The organism is Paenarthrobacter sp. NPDC089322 (assembly GCF_040684895.1).
In the GTDB taxonomy this organism is placed as follows: Bacteria; Actinomycetota; Actinomycetes; order Actinomycetales; family Micrococcaceae; genus Arthrobacter.
In genome coordinates, this window is sequence record NZ_JBFBGW010000005.1 from 193977 (window position 1) to 215454 (window position 21478).

Annotated in this window: 22 protein-coding genes; 14 read left to right on the top strand and 8 right to left on the bottom strand. The window is 63.5% G+C overall.

The window, feature by feature from the left end; genetic code table 11:
* Positions 1 to 117: 117 nt before the first annotated feature.
* Positions 118 to 792 carry a response regulator transcription factor gene (locus tag AB0N65_RS08145; protein WP_364159931.1) on the bottom strand — a complete coding sequence of 225 codons (675 nt, stop codon included), beginning with the start codon at positions 790 to 792 and terminating at the stop codon, positions 118 to 120.
* Positions 789 to 2309, bottom strand: coding sequence for a PspC domain-containing protein (locus AB0N65_RS08150; RefSeq protein ID WP_364159933.1), 1521 nt, complete (start codon positions 2307 to 2309; stop codon positions 789 to 791). The genes AB0N65_RS08145 and AB0N65_RS08150 overlap by 4 nt, the downstream gene beginning before the upstream one ends.
* 125 nt (positions 2310 to 2434) lie before the next feature.
* Between AB0N65_RS08150 and AB0N65_RS08155 the strand changes: the two genes are divergently transcribed.
* The 5 genes from AB0N65_RS08155 to AB0N65_RS08175 all read left to right on the top strand — a co-directional run bounded on the left by AB0N65_RS08155 (position 2435) and on the right by AB0N65_RS08175 (position 6753).
* Positions 2435 to 4015 (top strand): PspC domain-containing protein, encoded by a 1581-nt coding sequence (locus AB0N65_RS08155; protein WP_364159935.1) that lies wholly within the window; start codon positions 2435 to 2437, stop codon positions 4013 to 4015.
* Position 4016: 1 nt separating this feature from the next.
* Positions 4017 to 4424 (top strand): hypothetical protein, encoded by a 408-nt coding sequence (locus AB0N65_RS08160; RefSeq protein ID WP_364159937.1) that lies wholly within the window; start codon positions 4017 to 4019, stop codon positions 4422 to 4424.
* A gap of 82 nt (positions 4425 to 4506) precedes the next feature.
* Positions 4507 to 4755, top strand: a complete 249-nt coding sequence (locus AB0N65_RS08165) for a PspC domain-containing protein (RefSeq protein ID WP_364159939.1) — start codon at positions 4507 to 4509, stop codon at positions 4753 to 4755.
* Positions 4756 to 4960: 205 nt separating this feature from the next.
* On the top strand, positions 4961 to 5986 hold the full coding sequence (locus tag AB0N65_RS08170) for an ATP-dependent 6-phosphofructokinase (protein ID WP_364159941.1): 1026 nt from the start codon (positions 4961 to 4963) through the stop codon (positions 5984 to 5986).
* A gap of 17 nt (positions 5987 to 6003) precedes the next feature.
* On the top strand, positions 6004 to 6753 hold the full coding sequence (locus AB0N65_RS08175) for a GNAT family N-acetyltransferase (RefSeq protein ID WP_364159943.1): 750 nt from the start codon (positions 6004 to 6006) through the stop codon (positions 6751 to 6753).
* On the opposite strand, the gene AB0N65_RS08180 is transcribed toward AB0N65_RS08175, so the two are convergent.
* From AB0N65_RS08180 to AB0N65_RS08205, 6 genes are all read right to left on the bottom strand, one after another.
* Positions 6750 to 8321: an MDR family MFS transporter gene (locus AB0N65_RS08180; RefSeq protein WP_364159945.1), complete on the bottom strand. Its 1572-nt coding sequence runs from the start codon at positions 8319 to 8321 to the stop codon at positions 6750 to 6752. The genes AB0N65_RS08175 and AB0N65_RS08180 overlap by 4 nt on opposite strands.
* Before the next feature lie 6 nt (positions 8322 to 8327).
* Positions 8328 to 8747 (bottom strand): ankyrin repeat domain-containing protein, encoded by a 420-nt coding sequence (locus AB0N65_RS08185; RefSeq protein WP_364159947.1) that lies wholly within the window; start codon positions 8745 to 8747, stop codon positions 8328 to 8330.
* Positions 8744 to 9829 carry a folate-binding protein gene (locus tag AB0N65_RS08190; protein WP_364159949.1) on the bottom strand — a complete coding sequence of 362 codons (1086 nt, stop codon included), beginning with the start codon at positions 9827 to 9829 and terminating at the stop codon, positions 8744 to 8746. Before AB0N65_RS08190 ends, AB0N65_RS08185 begins: the two co-directional genes overlap by 4 nt.
* Positions 9830 to 9868: 39 nt before the next feature.
* The gene (locus AB0N65_RS08195; protein ID WP_364159951.1) at positions 9869 to 10591 is read right to left on the bottom strand and encodes a flavodoxin family protein; all 723 of its coding nucleotides are present in this window, start codon (positions 10589 to 10591) and stop codon (positions 9869 to 9871) included.
* Between the two features lie 57 nt (positions 10592 to 10648).
* A complete protein-coding gene (locus tag AB0N65_RS08200; protein ID WP_364159953.1) occupies positions 10649 to 11248 on the bottom strand; it encodes an FABP family protein in 600 nt (199 codons plus the stop codon).
* 166 nt (positions 11249 to 11414) lie between these two features.
* Positions 11415 to 12149 (bottom strand): permease, encoded by a 735-nt coding sequence (locus tag AB0N65_RS08205; RefSeq protein WP_364159955.1) that lies wholly within the window; start codon positions 12147 to 12149, stop codon positions 11415 to 11417.
* 262 nt (positions 12150 to 12411) lie between these two features.
* Here AB0N65_RS08205 and AB0N65_RS08210 point away from each other — a divergent pair, with 262 nt between their 5' ends.
* From AB0N65_RS08210 to AB0N65_RS08250, 9 genes are all read left to right on the top strand, one after another.
* On the top strand, positions 12412 to 13110 hold the full coding sequence (locus AB0N65_RS08210; RefSeq protein ID WP_216925061.1) for a response regulator transcription factor: 699 nt from the start codon (positions 12412 to 12414) through the stop codon (positions 13108 to 13110).
* A gap of 194 nt (positions 13111 to 13304) precedes the next feature.
* Positions 13305 to 14285 (top strand): mycothiol synthase, encoded by a 981-nt coding sequence (gene mshD / locus AB0N65_RS08215; RefSeq protein ID WP_364159957.1) that lies wholly within the window; start codon positions 13305 to 13307, stop codon positions 14283 to 14285.
* A gap of 104 nt (positions 14286 to 14389) precedes the next feature.
* Positions 14390 to 16639, top strand: coding sequence for an RNA degradosome polyphosphate kinase (locus tag AB0N65_RS08220; protein ID WP_364159959.1), 2250 nt, complete (start codon positions 14390 to 14392; stop codon positions 16637 to 16639).
* A gap of 9 nt (positions 16640 to 16648) precedes the next feature.
* A complete protein-coding gene (locus AB0N65_RS08225; protein WP_364159961.1) occupies positions 16649 to 17617 on the top strand; it encodes an NUDIX hydrolase in 969 nt (322 codons plus the stop codon).
* Between the two features lie 73 nt (positions 17618 to 17690).
* The gene (locus tag AB0N65_RS08230) at positions 17691 to 19349 is read left to right on the top strand and encodes a hypothetical protein (protein ID WP_364159963.1); all 1659 of its coding nucleotides are present in this window, start codon (positions 17691 to 17693) and stop codon (positions 19347 to 19349) included.
* Complete coding sequence (locus AB0N65_RS08235; protein ID WP_364159965.1) at positions 19346 to 19738, top strand: GntR family transcriptional regulator; 393 nt, start codon at positions 19346 to 19348, stop codon at positions 19736 to 19738. Before AB0N65_RS08230 ends, AB0N65_RS08235 begins: the two co-directional genes overlap by 4 nt.
* Positions 19735 to 20538: a thymidylate synthase gene (locus AB0N65_RS08240; RefSeq protein ID WP_364159967.1), complete on the top strand. Its 804-nt coding sequence runs from the start codon at positions 19735 to 19737 to the stop codon at positions 20536 to 20538. Before AB0N65_RS08235 ends, AB0N65_RS08240 begins: the two co-directional genes overlap by 4 nt.
* Positions 20535 to 21134 (top strand): dihydrofolate reductase, encoded by a 600-nt coding sequence (locus tag AB0N65_RS08245; RefSeq protein ID WP_364159969.1) that lies wholly within the window; start codon positions 20535 to 20537, stop codon positions 21132 to 21134. Before AB0N65_RS08240 ends, AB0N65_RS08245 begins: the two co-directional genes overlap by 4 nt.
* Positions 21135 to 21154: 20 nt before the next feature.
* A complete protein-coding gene (locus AB0N65_RS08250) occupies positions 21155 to 21376 on the top strand; it encodes an NF038396 family protein (RefSeq protein WP_364160011.1) in 222 nt (73 codons plus the stop codon).
* Positions 21377 to 21478: the final 102 nt, after the last annotated feature.

Here is a 21478-nt window from a genome sequence, read left to right on the forward strand (position 1 = left end):
GCACGAACGCTCTTCCACCCGCGCCGGTGGAAGAGCGTTTTCGTTTAAGTGGACTTCGGTGAATGAGGGTTCAAGATTTTCGGGTCATCGGTGAGAGAGGGTTGGAGGGGGTGGTAGCTAGAGGAGGCGGCGCTCTGCTGCCCACTTAGTGAGCTCATGGCGGCTGGAAAGTTGCAGCTTGCGAAGCACCGCGGAGACGTGCGTTTCCACGGTTTTGATGGAGATGAACAACTCCTTGGCGACTTCCTTGTAGCTGTACCCGCGCGCTATGAGGCGCATGACCTCCAGTTCCCGTGCGGACAGCTTATCCAGTTCGTTGTCGGCAATGTCCGCGGGAGCAGTGCCGAAGGCGTCCAGGACGAAGCCGGCGAGGCGGGGCGAGAAAACAGCATCGCCGTCGGCCACACGGATGACGGCATCGGAGATCTCCGAACCGGAGATGGTCTTGGTGACGTAGCCCCTGGCACCTGCGCGGATGACAGCCACCACGTCTTCGGCGGCATCGGAGACGCTCAGGGCAAGGAAGCTGGTGCTGCCCAGGAGCGGCGTCGATCCCGCGATGACTTCCCGGCCGCCTCCGCCCATCCCGCCCGGCAGGTGGACGTCGAGGAGGACAACCTCCGGCCGTGTCTCAGCGATGACGGCGATGGCCTGTTCAACAGTCCCGGCCTCCCCCACCACCTCCATGCGGTGGTCGAGGTCGGCCTTCAAACCTGAGCGGAAGATGGTGTGGTCATCCACGATGACCACACGTACCGTGCGGGAAGCACCGCTTGGGTTGGTGGTGTTCATTGCCTGGTTTCTCCATTCCGCACTTCGACATTCCGCACTTCGGCATTCCGGGCTTCTGCGTTCTCCGTGGTCACCGCTGGAAGGGCCAGACGGACTTCGGTGCCGCCGCTGCCGCTGTCGATGACCGCCGTTCCACCGTGCCGCTTCATACGGCCGATGATGGATTCCTTGACGCCGAGCCTGTCTTCGGGAACAGCCTCAAGGTCAAAGCCGGAACCCCTATCCTTAATGAAAACTTCGGAGCCGCCGGCGGTGCTTTCCAGGTAGACGGAGACGGTCCCGCCGCCGTGCCTGGCCGCATTCAGCATGGCCTCCCTTGCGGCCTGGACCAATGCTTCATGCCGGTCCGTCATGTCCGTGTCGCCAACGGTGACCACCTCCACGGCGTGTCCGTGGGCGTCCTCGACCTCCGCGGCGACGGACTTGATGCGCTCTGCCAAAAGACCCGATTCCTTGGCGGCGTCACTGAAGAGCCAGGATCGCAATTCACGTTCCTGGGCCCTCGCGAGACGCACAACGTCCTGCTCCGAACCCGCCCGGCGCTGGATCAAGGCGAGTGTCTGCAGCACGGAGTCATGCAAGTGGGCCGCTATCTCCGCCCGTTCTGTCTCGCGGATACGGCCGGCACGCTCGGTTTCCAGATCTTTCCAGAACTTCAAACCCCAAGGCAGCAACACCAATGCCACGCCGCCCAGCACAGCCACGGATGCCAGGAGTGCAAGCCAGGTCTGTTCCCATGACCCGGAACCGGAGACCATCACAAGGACGCCTGCCACTACCAGCGCCAGGCCTGCTCCCAGACGCACCCAACCGCCGGCCTGATCGGCTTTCGTCTTGTCCACCAGGCCCGCGCGCCGGGTCTCGTCCAGCTGCATCCAGGCAATCGCCGCACCGCCCAGGATGGCAGCAGCGGGAATAAGTGTTCCCAAAGGCACATCCACGCCGAACTGACGCGCAATGAGGATGGCAGCAACCAATAGCAGGCCTGCGCCGAGCAGGATTTCCTTGCCGTAGTGGATTTTCCGGAAGTTGAACCAGGCAGCAGCCGGTGTGGCCGTATCACTGGTTCCTGCCCACGCCGGGTTGCCGGGAGCAGTTAATCCGGGTGCGGGCGCTGCGGCGGCGGGAGGGCCGCTCGTGTACGCGGCGGGGTGCAACGCCGATGACTCCGCTTGCTGTGTCCAGCCGGCTGCCGCCGGTGTGCTGTGCGCCGCCGGCGAGGGTCCGCCGTCGGGCGCTTGCTGAGTAGCGACGGCAGCCGGGACGCTCACCGCGGGAGCAATGGGCGACGCCGGACGGCGGGCATTGCGCCGCGCGCTTTCATCCGCCGTGGGAACCATGGTCCAGAGCCACGCATAGAAGGCTACGCCGGCACCACCGGCGAAACAGCACAGCACCATGGCCAGGCGGACAAGCTTGACCGGCCACCCCAAATGGTCGGCCAGGCCACTGCAGACGCCAGCGATCATCCGGTCGCTGCTGCGGACCAGCGGCGGGCGTTGTACAGCGGTTGTCATGTACCAATCCAAACACGGATCAGGGTTGCCGCGACGGGAATCCCGGGTTCTTCGGGGGTCCCTCAGGGATCATTCAGGGTATCCCCCAGTAGAGGCCAGGGACCGCCGGGCGGAAGGATCAAAGTATGAACGCGAACAGCATGAATTCAGAGGATTCCCGAGCGGCGGGCGACGCCTCCGCACAGGGTCCGAACGCCACTACCGGCGCTTCCACGGGCGCCACGGGCGCCACGGACGCTTCGGGCGCCACGGGCGCCTCGGAAGGCCCTGCCGCCGGCACCTACCCTCCGGCAGGAAGCCGGCCTGCCGGAACCGAGCCAAACTTCTTTGATTGGATTCGCAACCAGGGAATCCGCCGGGGACCGGATCGCTGGATTGGCGGCGTGGCAAGCGGTGTCGCCCATCGTTTCGGGATCGATCCCCTCATTGTGCGGGGCATCTTCATTGTCCTGGCACTCTTCGCCGGCATCGGTGTCCTCCTTTACGGCCTGGCGTGGGCTTTGCTTCCCGAGCCGGACGGCCGCATCCATGTGCAGGAAGCCGGGGCGGGCCGCTGGTCAGGCGGCATGACGGGTGCACTGATCACCACCATCATCGGGCTGCCCAGCCTGGGCCGCGGCTTCTGGGGCTGGGGCTGGGACGGCCTTCCCGGCCTGTTCTGGACGCTCTTCTGGATGGGCGGCATTTTCTACCTCATCTACTTCCTCGTACAGCGGAACAAAGCCCGGAAGGGAACTCCTACGATGAACCAGCAGAACTTCGCAGCATCGCCGGGCACCGCATATGGTGACCCCGCTGCGACCGCCACCACTGCCGGGTTTGGTGCCACCACGGCGTCGGGAACCAATACGGGCGTGCCGGTTTACGGTACATCCCAGCCCGGCAACAGGCCCCAAAGCGGTGCGGGGTACGCAGCCGGTGGCGCCTTCGGCGCCGGTACCGGATACGGCACCGGCACGACTTTACCGTCCGGTCCCACCCCGCCGTCGGGTCCCTATTCGCCATCAGGACCACGGCCCCCTTACGGTGCGACTCCGCCGCAGGGCGAACAGCCCAAACCTGCGGGAGCCAGGCGCAAAGGTCCCGGGCCTGCGATCGTCGCGGTCACCGCAGGCGCAGCACTTCTGGCGGGTGGCACCATGAAGGCGCTGGACGCCGGAAATGTCATCGACCTCGGAAACTCGGCCAATGCGGTGGTATGGGCCACGGGCGCAGCCGTCCTGGGCTTGGGAATCCTCATCGCCGGGCTGCGGGGACGAACTTCCGGGTTCCTCGGCTTCCTTGCAGTTGCGGCCTTGATCATCGGCGGGATCTTCAATGTGGTTCCCAGGAATGGCGACCGCTTCTCGTTCCACGACGTGGATTGGACACCCGTCAGCATCGAGCAGGCACGTTTGGGAATCAACGTCACGGGCGCCAGGGGCACCCTTGACCTCAGCGAGCTGAACCTGACTCCCCCGCTGACCACTGAAGTGGTGGTGCCAGTAGATGCCACAGCAAGCAACGTCACGGTGGTCATCCCGGATGACGTCCCCGTGGAGGTGAGGGCGGACATGACGTTCGGCAACCTCAACGAGCGCGGTTCGGACCGCGGCGGCCGGTTCCAGGATGAACTGTCGGTCTATAACAGCGACAAGCCCGGCGCCAACCTCGTGGTGGAGATCGACGGCACGTTCAGCAACGTGACCATCCAGGAAGGAAACTGACATGAGCACCAACGAGCCAAGCAACGCTCCCGACGCCAAAGCACCCGGCGGCGCGGACACCGCAGCAGTCAGCAAGGAAACCCGGCCCACCGAGCCGCTGCCCTCGCCCCGCCTGCAGCAGATCCCCCTCACGCCGCCGCTGGAGCCAAGCTACAGGTCACCGGAAAACACCGACGACGACGAACCCCGGCAGGCGCGGGTGGGCACTGTGGTCTGGGGGCTGATCGTGATCGCCTTGGCCGCCTTGCTGGCCATCTCCACCCTCGGCTGGGTAGTCCTGGACGGGACATACGTGCTGATCGGCCTCATGATCGGCGCAGGTGCCGCACTGGTGATCGGTGGACTGCTCGCCGCCCGCAAAGGATCCAAGAACACCAAGGGTTCCGGTGGAACCACCGCGGTGAAGTGACCGTTACCAAGACAGAGCGTTTCGAACGAAGCGACAGGTCGAACGAAGTGACAAAGCAACTCCAACAAGGAAGTCTGTAGCCATGGACAAGTTCTTCAGCATCGTCAGGGGCTTCGGCCTGAAGCGTGGACCGCAACGCTGGCTGGGTGGCGTCTGCGGCGGAATTGCAGCCAAGCTCAACGTGGATGTGGCCTATGTCCGGGTGGCGTTCCTGCTCTTCTGCCTCCTGCCGGGACCGGCCGTGGTGTTCTACATCCTCGCCTGGCTCATCCTGCCGGACCAGAACAACAAGATCGCGCTCGAGTCCTTCATCAGCCAGCGTTCCAGGTAAAAATTCCGGCAACGACGGTCCGGGAAACACCAGAACAGCGTTCCGCACCAGCGGGGCGCTGTTCTTCGTTTTCGGGAATATTTCCACTACCGCACAACCGGGGACAAGGTAACCATTTGTGTCCCACCCCACATGCCCGTCTACAATCGTGGGGAGCTCAGCGTGGCGCTCTGCACGTATTCCTCCAAGCCATGAGTGAGCAAACATGAAAATTGGCATTCTTACCAGCGGCGGCGACTGCCCCGGCCTCAATGCAGTGATCCGCGGAGCAGTCCTCAAGGGCATAGCCATTCACGGCCAGGATTTTGTAGGGTTCCGGGACGGCTGGCGCGGCGTGGTGGAAGGTGATGTCATAGACATCCCCCGCACCATGGTCCGGGGTATCGCCAAGCAGGGTGGCACCATCCTCGGTACGTCACGCACCAACCCGTTCGAAAACGGCGGCGGACCGGACGTCATCAAGGCCCACATGGAGCAATTGGGAATCGACGCCATCATCGCCATCGGCGGCGAAGGCACCTTGGCTGCAGCGAAGCGCCTCACGGATGCCGGCCTCAAAATCGTTGGCGTCCCCAAAACCGTGGACAACGACCTCGACGCCACCGATTACACGTTCGGGTTCGACACCGCCGTTGAGATCGCCACCGAAGCGATCGACCGGCTTCGGACCACCGGCGAATCCCACCACCGTTGCATGATTGCCGAAGTCATGGGCCGCCACGTCGGCTGGATCGCCCTGCACGCCGGGATGGCAGCCGGTGCCCACGCGATCCTCATCCCTGAACAGAAAGTCAGCATCGAACAGATCACTGAATGGGTCCAGGAAGCCCATGACCGTGGCCGTGCCCCGCTGCTTGTGGTCGCGGAAGGCTTCGTTCCCGAGCACATGGAATCCCCGCACTCCGAGCGCGGCCTTGACACGTTCGGCCGCCCCCGCTTGGGTGGCATCGCAGACCAGCTCGCACCTGAAATCGAAGCCCGCACGGGCATCGAAACCCGTGCAACCATCCTCGGCCACATCCAGCGCGGTGGCGTTCCCACAGCGTATGACCGCGTGCTGGCCACCCGCCTCGGCATGGCTGCCATCGATTCCGTGGTTGACGGCCGCTGGGGAACCATGGTGGCGCTGAAGGGGACGGACATCTCCCACGTCGGCTTCGAGGAAGCACTAGGCAAGCTCAAGACAGTTCCGCAGCACCGCTACGACGAAGCGAGTGTGTTGTTCGGCTAGTCGGCTAGGCTGAACCCATGACTCTCGAGCCCACGTCCGCTGCCATCATCCAGCTGGCGTGGGCTCGCCATTTGGGGCTCGACGACGACGCTTTCGCCACCGCAGCCGAGCGGCTCGCCTCGTCCGCGGTGGACCCGGGCGACCCGTCCAACAGGATCATCCGTGCCGATGATTCGGCCAAGGAATTCGTGTTCCTGCGGCTATTCGGTGCCTCGGTCCTGGTGGGCCCGCAGTGGGCGGTGGATGCCGCCGCGGGACTTCCCGATACCGAACTTGCGCAGCACGTCACCTTGCTGACCCTGACGCGTTCCCACGGCGGCCATGGTCGTGGTTCCTCAGCCTTGTTCTTCGCAGACGACCTTCCCCTCAGGCAGCCCTCCGAAGACCTGACGGTTTCGCAAGGTAACCCTGAAGCGATAGGCCTTGAGTCCCTGTGCCCACCGGACGATGTCAACGAGGTAGGCCTTCAGGGACTGGAACACCGCTTCACCATCATGCACCCGGAGGACGAACATGCCACCCCCGTGGCTTGCGGCGCCTATTCAGAATGGGAGAGCCTCCTGGCCAACATGGGCGTCCTGGTGGCACCACCTTGGCGCCGGAGGGGCCTCGGCACGCTTGCCGCTTCAATAGCAGCGCACGAAGCCCTGGCATCGGGACTGACCCTCCAATGGAAAGCCGACGTCAGTAACAGCGGCGCGCTGGCCATGGCCCGCAGCCTTGGCTTCGCCACCGGCGGGCTTCACGCGAGCGTGCTGCTCGGCTAGTTGCGGGCGGCATCCTGGGAGCGTTCGGCGTCGGCCCCGGCTTGATACCCTGCCGATGCGGCGCTGCCCCACCCATCCACGGCCTTCGGCTTCCCGAAGAACAGGGCCACTACGGCTCCCAGCAAGACCACGAAGGCGGGCAACAGGATTGCCTGGCTCATCGCCGTCGAGAATCCTGCGTGCAACGCTTCGGGCAGGACTCCCTTCATGGACGCTTCGCTGGCAGGGGCACCGGCCGGGGCGCTCGGGAGCTCCGCTGCCAGGCGTGCCTGGATCAGTGCGGCAATTGCTGCCGATCCGAGAACAGCACCTATTTGGCGTGTTGTGTTGAAGACGCCCGAGCCCGCCCCGGCCTGCCTCGGCGCCAGGTTCCGGGTAGTCGCGTTGGACACCGGCCCCCAGATGAAGGCGTTGGCGATGCCTTGGAGGGCGCTCGGAAGCAGGAACATCCAGATCGGCGTTTCCGGTCCCAGCAAGGACGACGTCCAGAGAAGGGCTCCGGCTAGGCAAACCAGCCCGAAGGAGGCAAACCAGCGCGGATTGGCACGGTCAATCAGCTTGCCGACAAAGGGGGCCAATCCGCCGGAAATCACGGCCATGGGGATCATGAGCAGTGCCGACTGGGTAGGCGTCAGGCCCCGCACTGTCTGGTAGTAGAAGATCGTCGGCAACGGGAACGCGGTCACGGTGAACCCGACCGCCATGATGGCCGTGTTGCCCAGGGAGAAGTTGCGGTCCTTGAACAGTCCCAGCGGCAGCAGGGGTTCCCCGCCACGCCGCTCCAGCAGCCACTGCCACACCACAAACAGCACGAGGACCACAAGGCCTGAGACGATCAAGCCCCACACTGTGACAAGCCCCGTGACATTCCCCCATTTGTAGGTCTGCCCTTCCTGGATGCCAAAAACCAGCAGGAACATTCCGACGGCGGAAAGCACCACGCCTACGACGTCGAACTTATGGTTGTGGGTGGTCAGCTTCGGAACAAAGCGCATCACCATGGCAAAGGCAACCATGCCGATGGGGACGTTAACGAAGAAGATCCACTCCCAGCCCAGGCCATCCACCAGTACACCGCCCAGGATGGGGCCAACCAGGACTGCCATGCCCGCAGTAGCTCCCCAAAGTCCCATGGCTGCGCCGCGCCGGTCCGGTGGGAAGATACGGGTAATCACGGCCATGGTCTGCGGAGTCATCATGGCGGCACCGAAGCCTTGGACGGCACGGGCGGCGATCAGCATGGTGACGTCACCGGACAGGCCGCACCACAGTGAAGCCAGGGTGAAAACGACCAACCCGATCAGGTAAAGGATCTTGGGGCCGAATCGGTCGCCCAGCCTTCCCGTGATGAGCAAGGGAACCGCGTAGGCCAAAAGGTAGGCGCTGGTCACCCAGATAACGGCGTTGATGTCGGTGTTGAGGCCCTCCATGATCCGCGGATTCGCGACCGACACGATGGTGGTGTCGATCAGGATCATGAAAAAGCCGATGACCAGCGACCACAGGGCCGGCCATGGCCGGGCGACGTCGTCCCGGTTTCCTTGTGCTGTGGCTTTCGGTACCGGCATCGTCCCTCAGCCCAGGAGGGCCAGGATCTCGGCCCTCGCGAACATGGCGGCAGCTTCACGCGCGGTGGGGGTACCGGCGTCGGGATCTGCTCCTGCGTCAATCAGCACCCGGGCGACTCCCGTGTATCCCTTGAAGACCGCGCCGGCAAGGGGCGTCTGGCCACGGTCGTTGGCGGCGTTCGCGTCCGCACCATGGTGCAGGATCAACTGAACGGTTTCTTCATGTCCGTGGTAGGCCGCCAACATGAGCAGCGAATCCCCGGATGAGTTGGTAAGGGTGGCGGGGGCACCGGCGTTGAGGTAGCTCCTGAGCAGCTCGGTGTTGCCTTCGCGGGCGGCGTCGAAGAGAGTGTGCGCCAACGCCAACGTTTCGTCATCGGCGTCGCTGGGCCCGCTGGAGGGTTCGGGGCTGGTGGACTGGCTCATCGGTGGGGTCCCTTCAAGAATCCGGTCTGGCGTCCGACAACCTGGCCGGCGTCGGGGGCGACGATCACTTCCTGGGCTGCGACGTACGGCTCCTCGCCGTCCATCACCGTCAACGTCTCGTCCGGGGAGACTGAACGCTTGATGACGGCCAACGCCACGGGACCCATCTCGAAGTGCTGCGCCACCGATGTCAGGGTACCTACCTTGCGCTCCCCCGCAAATACAACACTGCCGACCGCCGGGAGCGTGTGTTGCGAGCCGTCCAACTGCAGGAACACGAGCCGCCGCGGCGGGTGGCCGAGGTTGTGGACGCGCGCAATCGTTTCCTGTCCCTTGTAGCAGCCCTTGTTCAGGTGGACTGACGTCCGGAGGAGGTCCAGTTCGTGCGGAATGGTCTTGTCGTCGGTCTCTGCGCCGAGGCGGGGCCGCCACGCAGCAATGCGCAGGGCGTCTGCGGCCATGGCACCGGCCAGCGGCAGGCCTTCAACGGCTGCCTCGAGTTCGGCCGAAGGTATGAGGTATTCGAACCACGGACGCTCAAGCCCGGGGTGCGATTCCTCCGGAACAACGCTGTATGAATAGCCTCCGGGACCCACATGCGGCCAGGGATCCTCCCAGACCAGGCGTTCGGCCCACTGCTCAACCGGCTTGGTGGAAGCGAGCACCGCCCACTGATCCGAAACGTCGTCGATCTCCACCCGCAGCATGAACTTCATCTTGTTCAGCCACTCCGCGAGGGGTGCGGCCTCCTCCGCTTCGACGATCAGCCAAGTAGTGGCGCCGTCGTCGATGACCCGGGCATCAAACTCGATGCGGCCTTGAACGCTGAGCAGCAACAGCTCGCTGGCCACCTTCGGCTGGAGGTTGGTGAGCTGCTGTGAGGAGAGCGTATTGAGCCAGCTGAGTCGGTCGGGTCCGGCTACTGTCACCACGCCACGGTGGGAAAGATCGACGACGGCGGTACCGGTGGCGAGGGCACGTTGCTCACGCAGCGGCTCGCCATAGTGGGCCGCGACGCCGGCATCAAGTCCGGCGTCCTCGACCGCGCCAGGGCGCGACAACAGAGGGCTCTTGTAAGTCATATGTAGTAGAAGTCCTTGGGGCTCATTGGTATTCCGGATTCAGCGGTATTCCGGGTTCTCAAAGTCGAATCGGGTACCGGCGCTCCATTCCTCCGGCAGGTTGCCGTAGGCCGGAATCCCTGCGGAGTCCCTGAGCAGCCTGGCCATGTGAAGCAGGTTCCACGTCATGAACGTGGTGTTCCTGTTAGTGAAATCACTCTCCGGGCCTCCCGAACCCTCGTCGAGGTAGCTCGGTCCGGGACCCACGGGACCGATCCAGCCGGCGTCCGCCTGTGGAGGAATGGTGAAGCCTATGTGCTGGAGGCTGTACAGCACGTTCATGGCACAGTGCTTGATGCCGTCCTCGTTGCCGGTGATGAGGCAGCCCCCGACCTTGGGGTAGAACGCCCACTGGCCTTTTTCGTTAAGTTGGCCGGAGTGGGCGTAGAGGCGCTCGATGAGCTTCTTGGTTTGCGACGAGTTATCACCCAGCCAGATGGGTCCGGCAATCACCACGATGTCCGCTTCCTGAACGGCGGGATAGATCTCCGGCCATTCGTCAGTAGCCCAGCCATGTTCCCGCATGTCCGGGTAGACACCGCTGGCGATGTCGTGGTCCACAGTGCGGATGAGGGTGGTGGCGACGCCCTGCCGCTCCATGATTCCGCGGCTGATCCTGATCAGACCGTCAGTATTGCTCAACTGCGGGGACGGCTTCAGGGTGCCATTAAAGAAGACGGCTTTCAGGCCCTCGTAGCCTCCTGGCCTGGGGTTGTTGTTCACTAACTGCTCCTTTGCCGGTTGCTGGTGGAACGTTCAGTGAGACCCTCGAGCCAGCGATCACGTCACTCTATGGAGGAATGCCGAGGCGTGAGCCTCAAGCGCCTTTCCGCTGGCGGCGACGTCCCAACGCCAAAGGAGGTTGCCGTCCACCAGCCCGAAGATCCGGGTGGCTGCCGTGTACTCCTTGGAGTGGCTGCCGCGCATCACCATGTCGGTGCTGAGCTGGATTTGCGGTCCCTTGATCTGGCCGTAGTAGAGCTCCGTGATACCGCCCGGGTGGGCAATGGACACGGAAATATCGAAGCCGCCGTCCTTGTTACGGCGTTCTTCGACCTCATCGGCTGTCTTGAGCACAGGAACGATATCGGCCGGAACCAGCCCGGGACCGCCGTCGCCTTCCTGGAGCTTTCGCTCCAAGGCCCAAAACCCTGTCTCGACGGTCAGCGGACGCAACTTTGCGCCGGCGTCGTCGCTGAGCCAGGTCTCTGCCCGGTACTGCAGGTACGGCAGACCGTTATGGGTGAAGGAGACGTGCTGGACGAAATGCTCCGAGCCCTCGTCACCGCTGCCAAGCCGGCCACGGCCTTCCCACTCGCCAATGAGCCAGGAAAGAGGGACGAGTTCAGGCGTCAGGTCTGTGGGGATCTCAATGGGCACAACGACTACCTCTGGTGGACTGCAGGATCAGAAGGATTACTTCTGGCCCTTGAAAAGGCGGTAAACAACGAAACCCGCAAACCATGCCATGGCGATGCTGGCCAGGCCAAGGAGAACGAGGAAGAAGATTTCAAATGCGAGTACAGACATGATGCAATCCTAACCGCTAGTAGATGAGTAGTTTGTCTATGAAATACGCCACAGCCCCCACGGCCCACACCGGCGCAACGCCCATGCCCACCGCGGCAGGAATATTGAGTCGTCCGCGCCTGAGCGTCGTCATGCGGCGGAAGCACACCAGGACCGAGCCGATGACGACACCTACGATCGCTGCCGGGATCACTGCGATATCCGAGAAGACAAAGCCGGCCAGCGGACCCATGAGCCCGGCCATGACGACGCCTAATGGAGCGACGATCCGGTCCGGCCAGCGGATGATCCCGGCCACGAGGGCCACCGCCGCGCTGAGCCCGGCGACGAGGACCATCTCCTTGACTCCGTTGAACCTTGCGCCGGCGATCCATCCGGCTCCGAGGCAGTTCAGCAGCACTCCGGCGGAGCAGCCCAGGGTCGATTCGAGCCGCTGCGCCTGTCCGGTGCCCCTGACGAGCTGGATGACGAACACGGCCATCACCCCCAGCGCAACAAAGGCGGGGGTTCCGTCCAGGAATCCCGGAGCCGGCATGTACGCCGCGGTCACGGCGGAACCGGCCCCGGCCAACGCAATGACAGCTGCCAGGGTCTTCTTGGCGGGCACCGCAAGGAAATGGGGCCAACCAAGCCCCACACCGATCGACGCCGCGATCCCAACACCCACCATGGCTTCCCGGGAAACGAAGGTGCTGGCCACGATGGCTGCGAGCGCCACGAGTCCGAATACCCCGATGCTCCAAGACTTCACTGTGTGCCCGACCTCAATTCGATGCGCCTTACGACCTCTCGACAATCCTGCCTCATGGCGGACGAATATGTCGTAATTCCAACGCCTGCCCGTCACGAATCCCTGACTGTCAGGGGCTTGGTAGGTATACTCGGACTTCAACGGCGCACTGCGTTTGCCCCGATCCCGTTACAACGGGCAGGGGCCCGCAAGCTGCCGTGACCGGCCGGTGAAACTCCGGTTTCGACGCCCGATGATGCGCGCAAAGCCCATTGGAGGAACTATGTCGCACATCCTGCTCCTGACGAACAGCACCGGCTCTTCGGTTGACATTTTGCCTGCCTTGGAGCTGCTCAACCACCGAGTGCACATCCTCCCGGCAGAACCCACCGCACTGCTCGAAACCGACCCCACGGATATCGTCTTCCTGGATGCCCGCAAGGACCTGGTGGGGGCACGCTCACTGACGCAATTGTTGAAGGCCACGGGCCTCAGTGCACCGCTCATGCTGATCCTCACGGAGGGTGGCATGGCTGCCGTCTCTTCCGCGTGGTCCGTGGATGACATTGTGTTGGACTCTGCCGGCCCTGCCGAAGTGGAAGCCCGGATCCGCCTGGCGATGGCCCGCGCCGTCCCGGGTGAAGAGGAAACCCAAACGGAGATCCGCGCCGCCGGCGTCGTGATCGACGAAGCCAGCTACACGGCGCGCGTCAGCGGCCAACCGTTGAACCTCACCTTCAAGGAATTCGAACTCCTCAAGTACCTCGCCCAGCACCCTGGACGTGTTTTTACGCGCCAGCAGTTGCTCACGGAGGTTTGGGGCTATGACTATTACGGTGGCACCCGCACAGTGGACGTCCATATTCGACGGCTCCGGGCAAAGCTCGGCGTGGACCATGAGAACCTCATCAGCACGGTCCGCAACGTCGGCTACCGGCTGACGTTGGTCCGGCTGCCGGACGACGAACTTTCTGAAGCTTAAAGCTGGAAGAGGCCAGGATTCGCGTGAATCCTGGCCTCTGCTTGTGGAGGACATACGGGTCGAACGTATCGAGGCCACCCCACTGGTGGATCCCCCCTGCATCCGGCTTCAACGCCGAACGAGATAACGAGCCTACCGCCGAACTGCGGGCACATCAAATCACAGAGTATTGCCGTGGCGTATAGCCTTACATCATGAGTCATGCGCACCCGGAGAACTGGCCCGTACTGATCATCAACGGCGCCTTGGACCCTGAGCTCTTCAAAGACTTCAAGACCCTCGCCGCCGCAGCCGAGGAATCCGACGGCAACCCGCCGCTGTCCGAACAGACGCTGGTGATGTTGCGCGGGGCGGATGCCGGCGATCACTCTGTCCTGTCGCTCGCCCTCTACGCTCCGGATGAGGACTCCGATCCGGCGACGGCCGAAGACCTGGCGGGTATCGCCGTCGTCGTTGAGGCGCCAGGGCAACCGGAAGCGGCGGGTGTGCTGGAGTTGGCAGTCCACCCGAGCTACCGCAACCAGGGCGTGGCCGGGCGCCTCCTGGGCGCCTTGCAGGACAAACGCGGGTTCGATGGGTTGAGTGCCTGGTCCCACGGGAACCACGAAGCCGCTGCGGAACTGGCGACGCGCTTCGGTTATGGTCCGGTCCGCGAATTGTGGAAGATGCGCCTGATGTCCTCCACCGCGGCACTGCCCGACGCCGGTCTCCCGGTCGGAGTCTCGCTGCGTACGTTCGTGCCGGGCCGGGATGAGAAGCCATGGCTTGCCGCCAACCGTGCTGCGTTTGCCCATCACCCCGAGCAGGGATCCATGACGCTCGCAGATCTGCAGGCCCGGATGGCCGAGGACTGGTTCGATCCGGCCGGTTTCCTGCTGGCCGTCAACAGCGAGGACGAGATCCTGGGTTTCCACTGGACCAAGGTGCACCCACGGCAGGGGCCGCATCCGCCCATCGGCGAGGTGTACGTGGTGGGTGTGACACCGGCTGCGCAAGGTTCGGGCCTGGGCAAGGCGCTGACGGTGGCCGGCATCCAGCACTTGCAGGACAAGGACCTGCATTCCGTCATGCTCTACGTCGATGCCGACAATCAGGCCGCGGTAGCCCTATACCAGAAGCTTGGATTCGTCCGCTGGGACACTGATGTCATGTACGGACTGTTAACCCAGAATTAACCTTGGAAAGCCTCCGTGGCGAAAGCCTTGGACTTCATGGATTCGGGTACCTCAATTCCTTGTAATGTGGGAGGAAACCCCCGTCCCGAGCTTAGGAGAACCCCATGCAGCCGGACCCCGTCGGTACCGCCGGATCCACCTCGAAGGGCGCAACGCTGCCCGCACGCTTCGGGTCCTCGGAAGTACCGGCTTCGCGAGCCACCCAGGACCGCATTGACATTCCCGAATTTGCACCGAGCCTGGAACCTGAAGGCGACATTTCACCCGATCGCTTCCTTGACCGCGAACTCAGCTGGCTGGCATTCAATTCCCGCGTCCTGGAACTGGCAGAGGATCCCGACCTCTTTCTCCTGGAGCGCGTGAACTTCCTCTCGATCTTTGCTTCCAACCTGGACGAGTTCTTCATGGTCCGGGTCGCCGGCCTCAAGCGCCGCATCGCTACGGGCCTCGCTGTCCCTTCCCCTGCCGGTCTGAGCCCTATCGAGGTGCTGGAGCAGATCAGCGAGGAAGCCCACAAACTGCAGGAACGCCATGCCCGTGTCTTCGCCGAGCAGATCCGGCCCGCCCTCGCCTACGAGCACATCCACATCATGCACTGGAACGAACTGGATGAGGACGCCCGCCACCGCCTGAGCACCATGTTCCAGGAGAAGGTCTTCCCGATCCTCACGCCGCTGGCCGTGGACCCTGCGCACCCCTTCCCCTACATCTCCGGGCTTTCCCTCAACCTCGCGGTGATCGTCAGCAACCCTGTCAGCGACAAGGAACTCTTCGCCCGCGTAAAGGTTCCGGACCAGCTGCCGCGCCTCATCTCGGTGGACGGCCCGAGGGCCGGAGCCATTCCGGGCCGCGTGGCACGCTTCATCGCTTTGGAAGAAGTCATCGCCGTCCACTTGGACAAGCTGTTCCCGGGCATGGAAGTGCTGGAACACCACACGTTCCGCGTCACGCGGAACGAGGACCTCGAAGTAGAAGAAGACGACGCCGAAAACCTCCTCCAGGCGCTGGAAAAGGAACTGCTGCGTCGCCGTTTCGGTCCTCCGGTGCGCTTGGAAGTCACCACCGACATCAACCCGAACATCAGGGCACTGCTGGTTCGGGAACTTGGGGTTGAAGAGTCCGAGGTCTACTCGGTTCCCGCTCCGCTGGACCTCCGGGGGCTCTCGGCGATCGGCGGCATCGACCGCGCAGACCTGCATTACCCCAAGCACGTGCCGCACACGTCGCGGTACCTCAACGAATCCGAAACTTCCAAGGCGGCCAATGTCTTTGCCGCCATGCGTCGCCGGGACATCCTGCTCCACCACCCCTACGATTCGTTCTCGACGTCCGTTCAGGCGTTCCTTGAGCAGGCCGCGGCCGACCCCAAGGTCCAGGCCATCAAGCAGACCCTGTACCGTACATCCGGTGACTCCCCCATCGTTGATGCCCTCATCGATGCTGCCGAGGCGGGCAAACAGGTTCTCGCCCTGGTGGAAATCAAGGCACGTTTTGATGAGCAGGCCAACATCTCCTGGGCGCGCAAGCTGGAGCAGGCAGGCGTGCACGTGGTGTACGGCATCGTGGGCCTGAAGACCCACTGCAAGTTGTCCTTGGTGGTTCGCCAGGAAGTAGACGGGCTGCGCCGGTACTGCCACATCGGTACGGGCAACTACCACCCGCGAACTGCCCGTTACTACGAGGACCTCGGTTTGTTGACCGCCAATGAGCAAGTAGGCGAGGACCTGTCCAAGCTGTTCAACCAGCTTTCCGGTTACGCCCCCAAGTCCACGTTCAAGAGGCTGCTCGTTGCCCCCCGTTCAGTGCGTTCCGGCCTGGTGGACAGGATCGAGGCCGAGATCCGCAATGCCCGGGCCGGCATTCCCGGGCGGGTCCAGATCAAGGTCAATTCCATGGTGGATGAAGCCATCATCGACGCCCTCTACCGCGCCTCGCAGGCAGGCGTGAAGGTTGACGTCGTGGTTCGCGGCATCTGTTCCTTGAGGCCCGGGGTCCCGGGGCTCAGCGAAAACATCACGGTCCGTTCCGTCCTGGGGCGGTTCCTGGAACACTCCCGCGTCTTTGCCTTTGCCAACGGTGGCGAGCCTGTGGTCTACATCGGTTCCGCTGACATGATGCACCGTAACCTCGACCGCCGGGTGGAAGCCCTGGTCCAGTTGGCCAGCAAGGAAGATACAGCCACGGTCCTGGACCTGATGAACCGGTATGTGGACGACGAGACCGCCAGCTGGCACCTTGATAACAGTGGACACTGGACCCGGCACCATCTCGACGAGGACGGCAAACCCCTGCTGGACATGCAGTCCTGGCTTCTGGCTTCACGGTCACGCCAGCGCGCAGCGGCCCGGCGGTAAAGGAAAGAGTTGAAAAGCGATACCCCCGTGGCGGATCAGACGGACCACCCCGGAGAGGCAGTGGCGGTCACTGCGGCCGGCGCCATCCCTTGGCGCGTCCAAAAGGGCGCCCTCGAGGTCCTGCTGATCCACCGGCCACGGTACGACGATTGGTCGTGGCCCAAAGGCAAACTCGACGACGGCGAGACAGTTCCGGAATGCGCCGCACGTGAAGTTCGGGAAGAGATTGGGCTTACAGCCTCGCTGGGCATTCCGCTGCCCTCCATCCACTACCACGTGGCCGCTGGCTTGAAGGTCGTCCACTACTGGGCTGTTCGGGTCAACGGGGATCAACTCCGTCCCGACGGCAAGGAGGTGGACAGCGTCATGTGGTGCAGTCCGGATCGTGCCGCGGCATTCTTGAGCAACCCCACGGATGTGGAGCCCCTCGAGTTCTTGGAGAAGGCCCACGTCCGCGGGGAACTGGATACCTGGCCGCTTGTGCTGATCCGCCATGCCAAGGCCAAGCCCAGATCCTCTTGGACCAAGGCGGAGGGCGACCGGCCCTTGGCAGCCACGGGGCAGCGACAGGCTGTTGCCGTCCAACGACTCCTTGAGGTGTGGAAACCGCAAAGGATCGTGACCAGCCCCTGGACCCGCTGCGTAGCCACCATTGCACCGTATGCAAAAGCAAGCGGGGCAAAGGTCAAACTTGTTGAAGCCCTGACCGAGCACAACCATCACCGGGCACCCAAAAAGACAGCGGCAGCCATTGAGGCGTTGTTCGACAAACAAGTGCCCATCGCGGCATGCACGCACCGCCCTGCACTGCCGACGGTCCTCAAACAGTTGGGCCAGCACATGTCGGCCGCCCTGCGCGACACGCTTCCTTCCTCCGACCCGTACCTTTCCCCGGGCGAGGTCATCGTGTGCCACGTTGCACGGGGGGCCGAGCGAAAAGTTATCGCCGTGGAGCAGATCAAACCGTACGACGACTAGGACCGTGAGGTTGACCACCCGGGTCTTTGTATCAAATACTTGACACATTGATTCAAAGACTTGGGGGTCTTCCGTGGTGTCCTTCTCTTTGCCACCGATGCTGCTGCTCGCTCCGGTGGCAGGCGCGATCATTGTTTACCTCTTCCTGCGTCTCCTGGTCTGGTCCAGACCCGATGCCACGTCTGTGGAGTCACACGGCCTGTGGGTGGGAATCATCGGGTGGATGGCCAGTTCCCTGCAAGGTGCGATGAGTGCGGGGATCATCCGGGCAAACCCCGCGGTAAACAACTCGCCAAGCACGCCTGACCAGCTGTTCATCGCCTTCGCCTGGCCCGTCCTGGCAACCCTGACCATTCATGCGTTGGGCCAATCGAGCTACCCTGCGCCCAAGGCGCAGCGCAGGTACGCCGAACTCACCGTGCGCCGCGTCCTTGATGTCCTTCCGCGCAGACTTGCCTGGACCACCGCGGGTATCGCTGCCTACGCGGCTGTGGCCATCGCATGGATCGCTGCCTTGCCCGCCTACGCACCTGTCTTGCCCTCGACTCCCCCATCGGCGGTCGGCCCCGGCAACAACGCGGGCTACGGACAGGACGGCAGGATTGCCGGTTCCGAGCTTGCTGCATGGCTCGGCGCCTCCTTGTTAGTCCTGGTTCTCGGAACGTGGCTGGTACTGATCTTCATTTCCCGGCGACGCCAATTGGAAACACTGGACGGCGACGACAACCGTATGCTTCGCACCATCGCCGCCAACCGTCTGCTGCGAACCGTCGCCACCATGGCGGCAGGACTCGCAACAATCGCCGGCAACTTCGCGGCGCTGCCTGCACCCGGCGCCCTGTGGCAACCCGGTTGGGTCAGCTACCTCGGTTTCGTCAATATGGCAGTCCTGCTGGTCATGTGGTGGTGGAAAGTACCATCGCTACCATCCCTGGAAAAAGCCCGGCGGACTATCAGTGGCAGTACCCTCCGTGCTGATCCCCGCACCCACGGGGCAGCCAGGCTCACGGTTTCCTTGGGCGCGGTTCTGGGGTTGATTGGCGGCATCGCATTGGCGGCGGGATTCTTTCTTGCGCCGTTACTGGACTTCACCCGGTCACCTTCCAGCCTTGCCGGATTGTTCGCTGCAACGGCAGGGGTGCTCCTTTTGGCGGTCGCCGGCGGGGAGGTCCTTGTGGGCCGCAACTACGGAGATCCGGAGGCGCCGGTGCATTGGCCCGTGCAGCCCGTATCCAATGGTCTGCTGTCCTTCGGCATCGTCAGCGTTTTGTTCTTGGCCTTGGCAATCAGTTTTTCGGCAGCAGGACAATCCGGACCACATGCACAATTCGGACCCCGGCTCTGGTTGGTTTCCCTCGCCGCAGCTGCCTCCACGGCTTTGGCGGCGGCGGTGGCGATACTTGCCACGCGATTGCGGCCCGGCATTCCCGAACGGGAGCATGAAGCGGGTCTTGATGCCGCCCTCCGTTCCATTGCCCTGTACCGGATCGTCCGGATCTTGTCGGCATACTGCCTCGGCCAGGCAGCCGTCCTCCTGATCACCTCCTCGGATGCCTGGTACCGGATCTTCCCGACCACCCCGGGAGCGTCCCCTCTGGGACCAAGTCCCGCCTTCATCGCAGGGATCATCCTTGCCGTCGCTGCCGTCATCACGGCTGTCACACCTGTCCGCAGCCTTTTCAGCGCTATCCCCCGGGACAGTTCGCTGACGCAGGCCGAACCGTCGCCATGAGTGCCGGAATCTCCGTCAACCTCGCGGATCCGGTTCCGCCCTATGAGCAGATCAGGCAGCAGCTCAGCTCCCTGATCCTTGTAGGAACCCTCCAACCCGGCAGCCGCCTGCCCACGGTCCGCAGCCTTGCGGCTGATCTTGGCATCGCTGCGGGGACAGTAGCGCGCGCATACAAGGAACTCGAGCAGTCCGGGCTGATTGAAACACGACGCCGGAACGGGACTCTCGTCGTCGGGCCGCCTGCCGTGCCGCACGGCACGGTTTGGGCGGACGCTGCGGTGATGGCCGCCGTCGACGGCTTGATACAGACCGCCCGCGACGCGGGTGTGAGCGATGGAACCCTGCTTGACCTGCTTCGTGGCCGGCTGGCAAGTAAGCTTGACCCGTGAGCATTCCCACCCCCTATGAAGACCTTCTGCGTGACGTCATGGCGAATGGCACGCACAAATCGGACCGCACCGGGACGGGAACGCGGAGCGTCTTCGGGCGACAACTGCGCTTCGACCTGGGCAAAAGCTTCCCGCTCATCACCACCAAGCGTGTCCATTTCAAGTCCGTGGCGGTGGAACTGCTGTGGTTCCTGCGCGGCGACTCGAACGTGAAGTGGATGCAGGACCAAGGCGTCACCATCTGGGATGAATGGGCGGACGCCGATGGCGAACTCGGCCCCGTGTACGGGGTCCAGTGGCGCACCTGGCCCACGCCCGACGGCGGACACATCGACCAGATCGCCGAGGTCATGAAGAGCCTCGCAGCCAATCCCGACTCCCGCCGGCACATCGTGTCCGCGTGGAACGTCTCCGAGCTCAAGGACATGGCGCTGCCACCGTGCCACGCGTTCTTCCAGTTCTACGTTGCGGACGGCAAACTGTCCTGCCAGCTGTACCAGCGTTCGGCCGATACCTTCCTGGGCGTGCCCTTCAACATCGCCTCCTACGCGCTGCTCACGTGCATGGTGGCGCAGCAGCTGGGGCTGGAACCGGGCGAATTTGTGTGGACCGGCGGCGACGTCCACATCTACGACAACCACGTGGAACAGGTGACCGAACAGCTCAGCCGCGAGCCGTATGACTACCCGCAGCTCAAGATCCTCCGCAAGCCGGACTCGATCTTCGATTACACCGTGGAAGACTTCGAGGTTGTGGACTATCGCCACCACGCCACCATCAAGGCGCCGATCGCCGTATGAACACTTCATCCGATGAGGCAAACGTCCAGCTTCCCGGCCTGATCTTCACGCAGGAGACCGCCGCGGCCATGACCGGCATCGGCCTGATCTGGGCCCAGACGAAAGCCGGAGTCATCGGCAAGGACGGCAGCATGCCGTGGCACCTTCCCGAGGATTTGAAGCACTTCAGCAAACTCACCACCGGCCACCCCGTCATCATGGGCCGTAAGACCTGGGAATCGTTCCCGGACAAGTACCGGCCGCTGCCGGGGCGCACCAACATCGTGGTCACGCGGAACCAGGATTGGGCGTCCACCCCCGAGGCCGAGGGCGCCGTCGTGGTGTCCTCGTTGGACGCCGCCTTGCTGGAATCGCAGTTCGCACCCGGCGGCCAAAAGGTGTGGATCATCGGCGGCGGCGAGATCTTCGAACAATCCATGGGCATCGCCAACATCGCCGTCATCACCATCATTGACGCCGACCTGGACGGCGACACCTTCGCCCCCGAACTCGGCGACGATTGGGCCTTCGACACCATGGCCCCCGCGGACGGATGGCTCACCGCCGACAACGGCACAAACTACCGGTTCACTACGTGGCGCCGGACCGAAAGCTAGAAAACTAGGACATGCTGGAAATGCTCAAGAAACCCGAAACCCTGTTTGTGCTGGGCTACATGTTGCTGCCGCTCTTCGCCCTGATCTCGGCAATCGTGGGCCTCACGATGATCCTGGGCGGGAACAAGATCGTGGGCATCATTGTCCTGGTGGTCGTGACCCAGGTGTTCACGTTCGGTGCGTTCTTCGCCTTGCGCAAGCGCAAGGCTGCTTTGCTGCAGGAGCACGACGCCGGACTGTAGTCCCGCGTCCGGCGAGCCTGCCGCCGGTGCCAAGTGCCGGCGTCGTACTTTGCGTGCGTGACGTAACCGACAGCGGTGTTTGGCGTCCAAAGTTTAGACTGG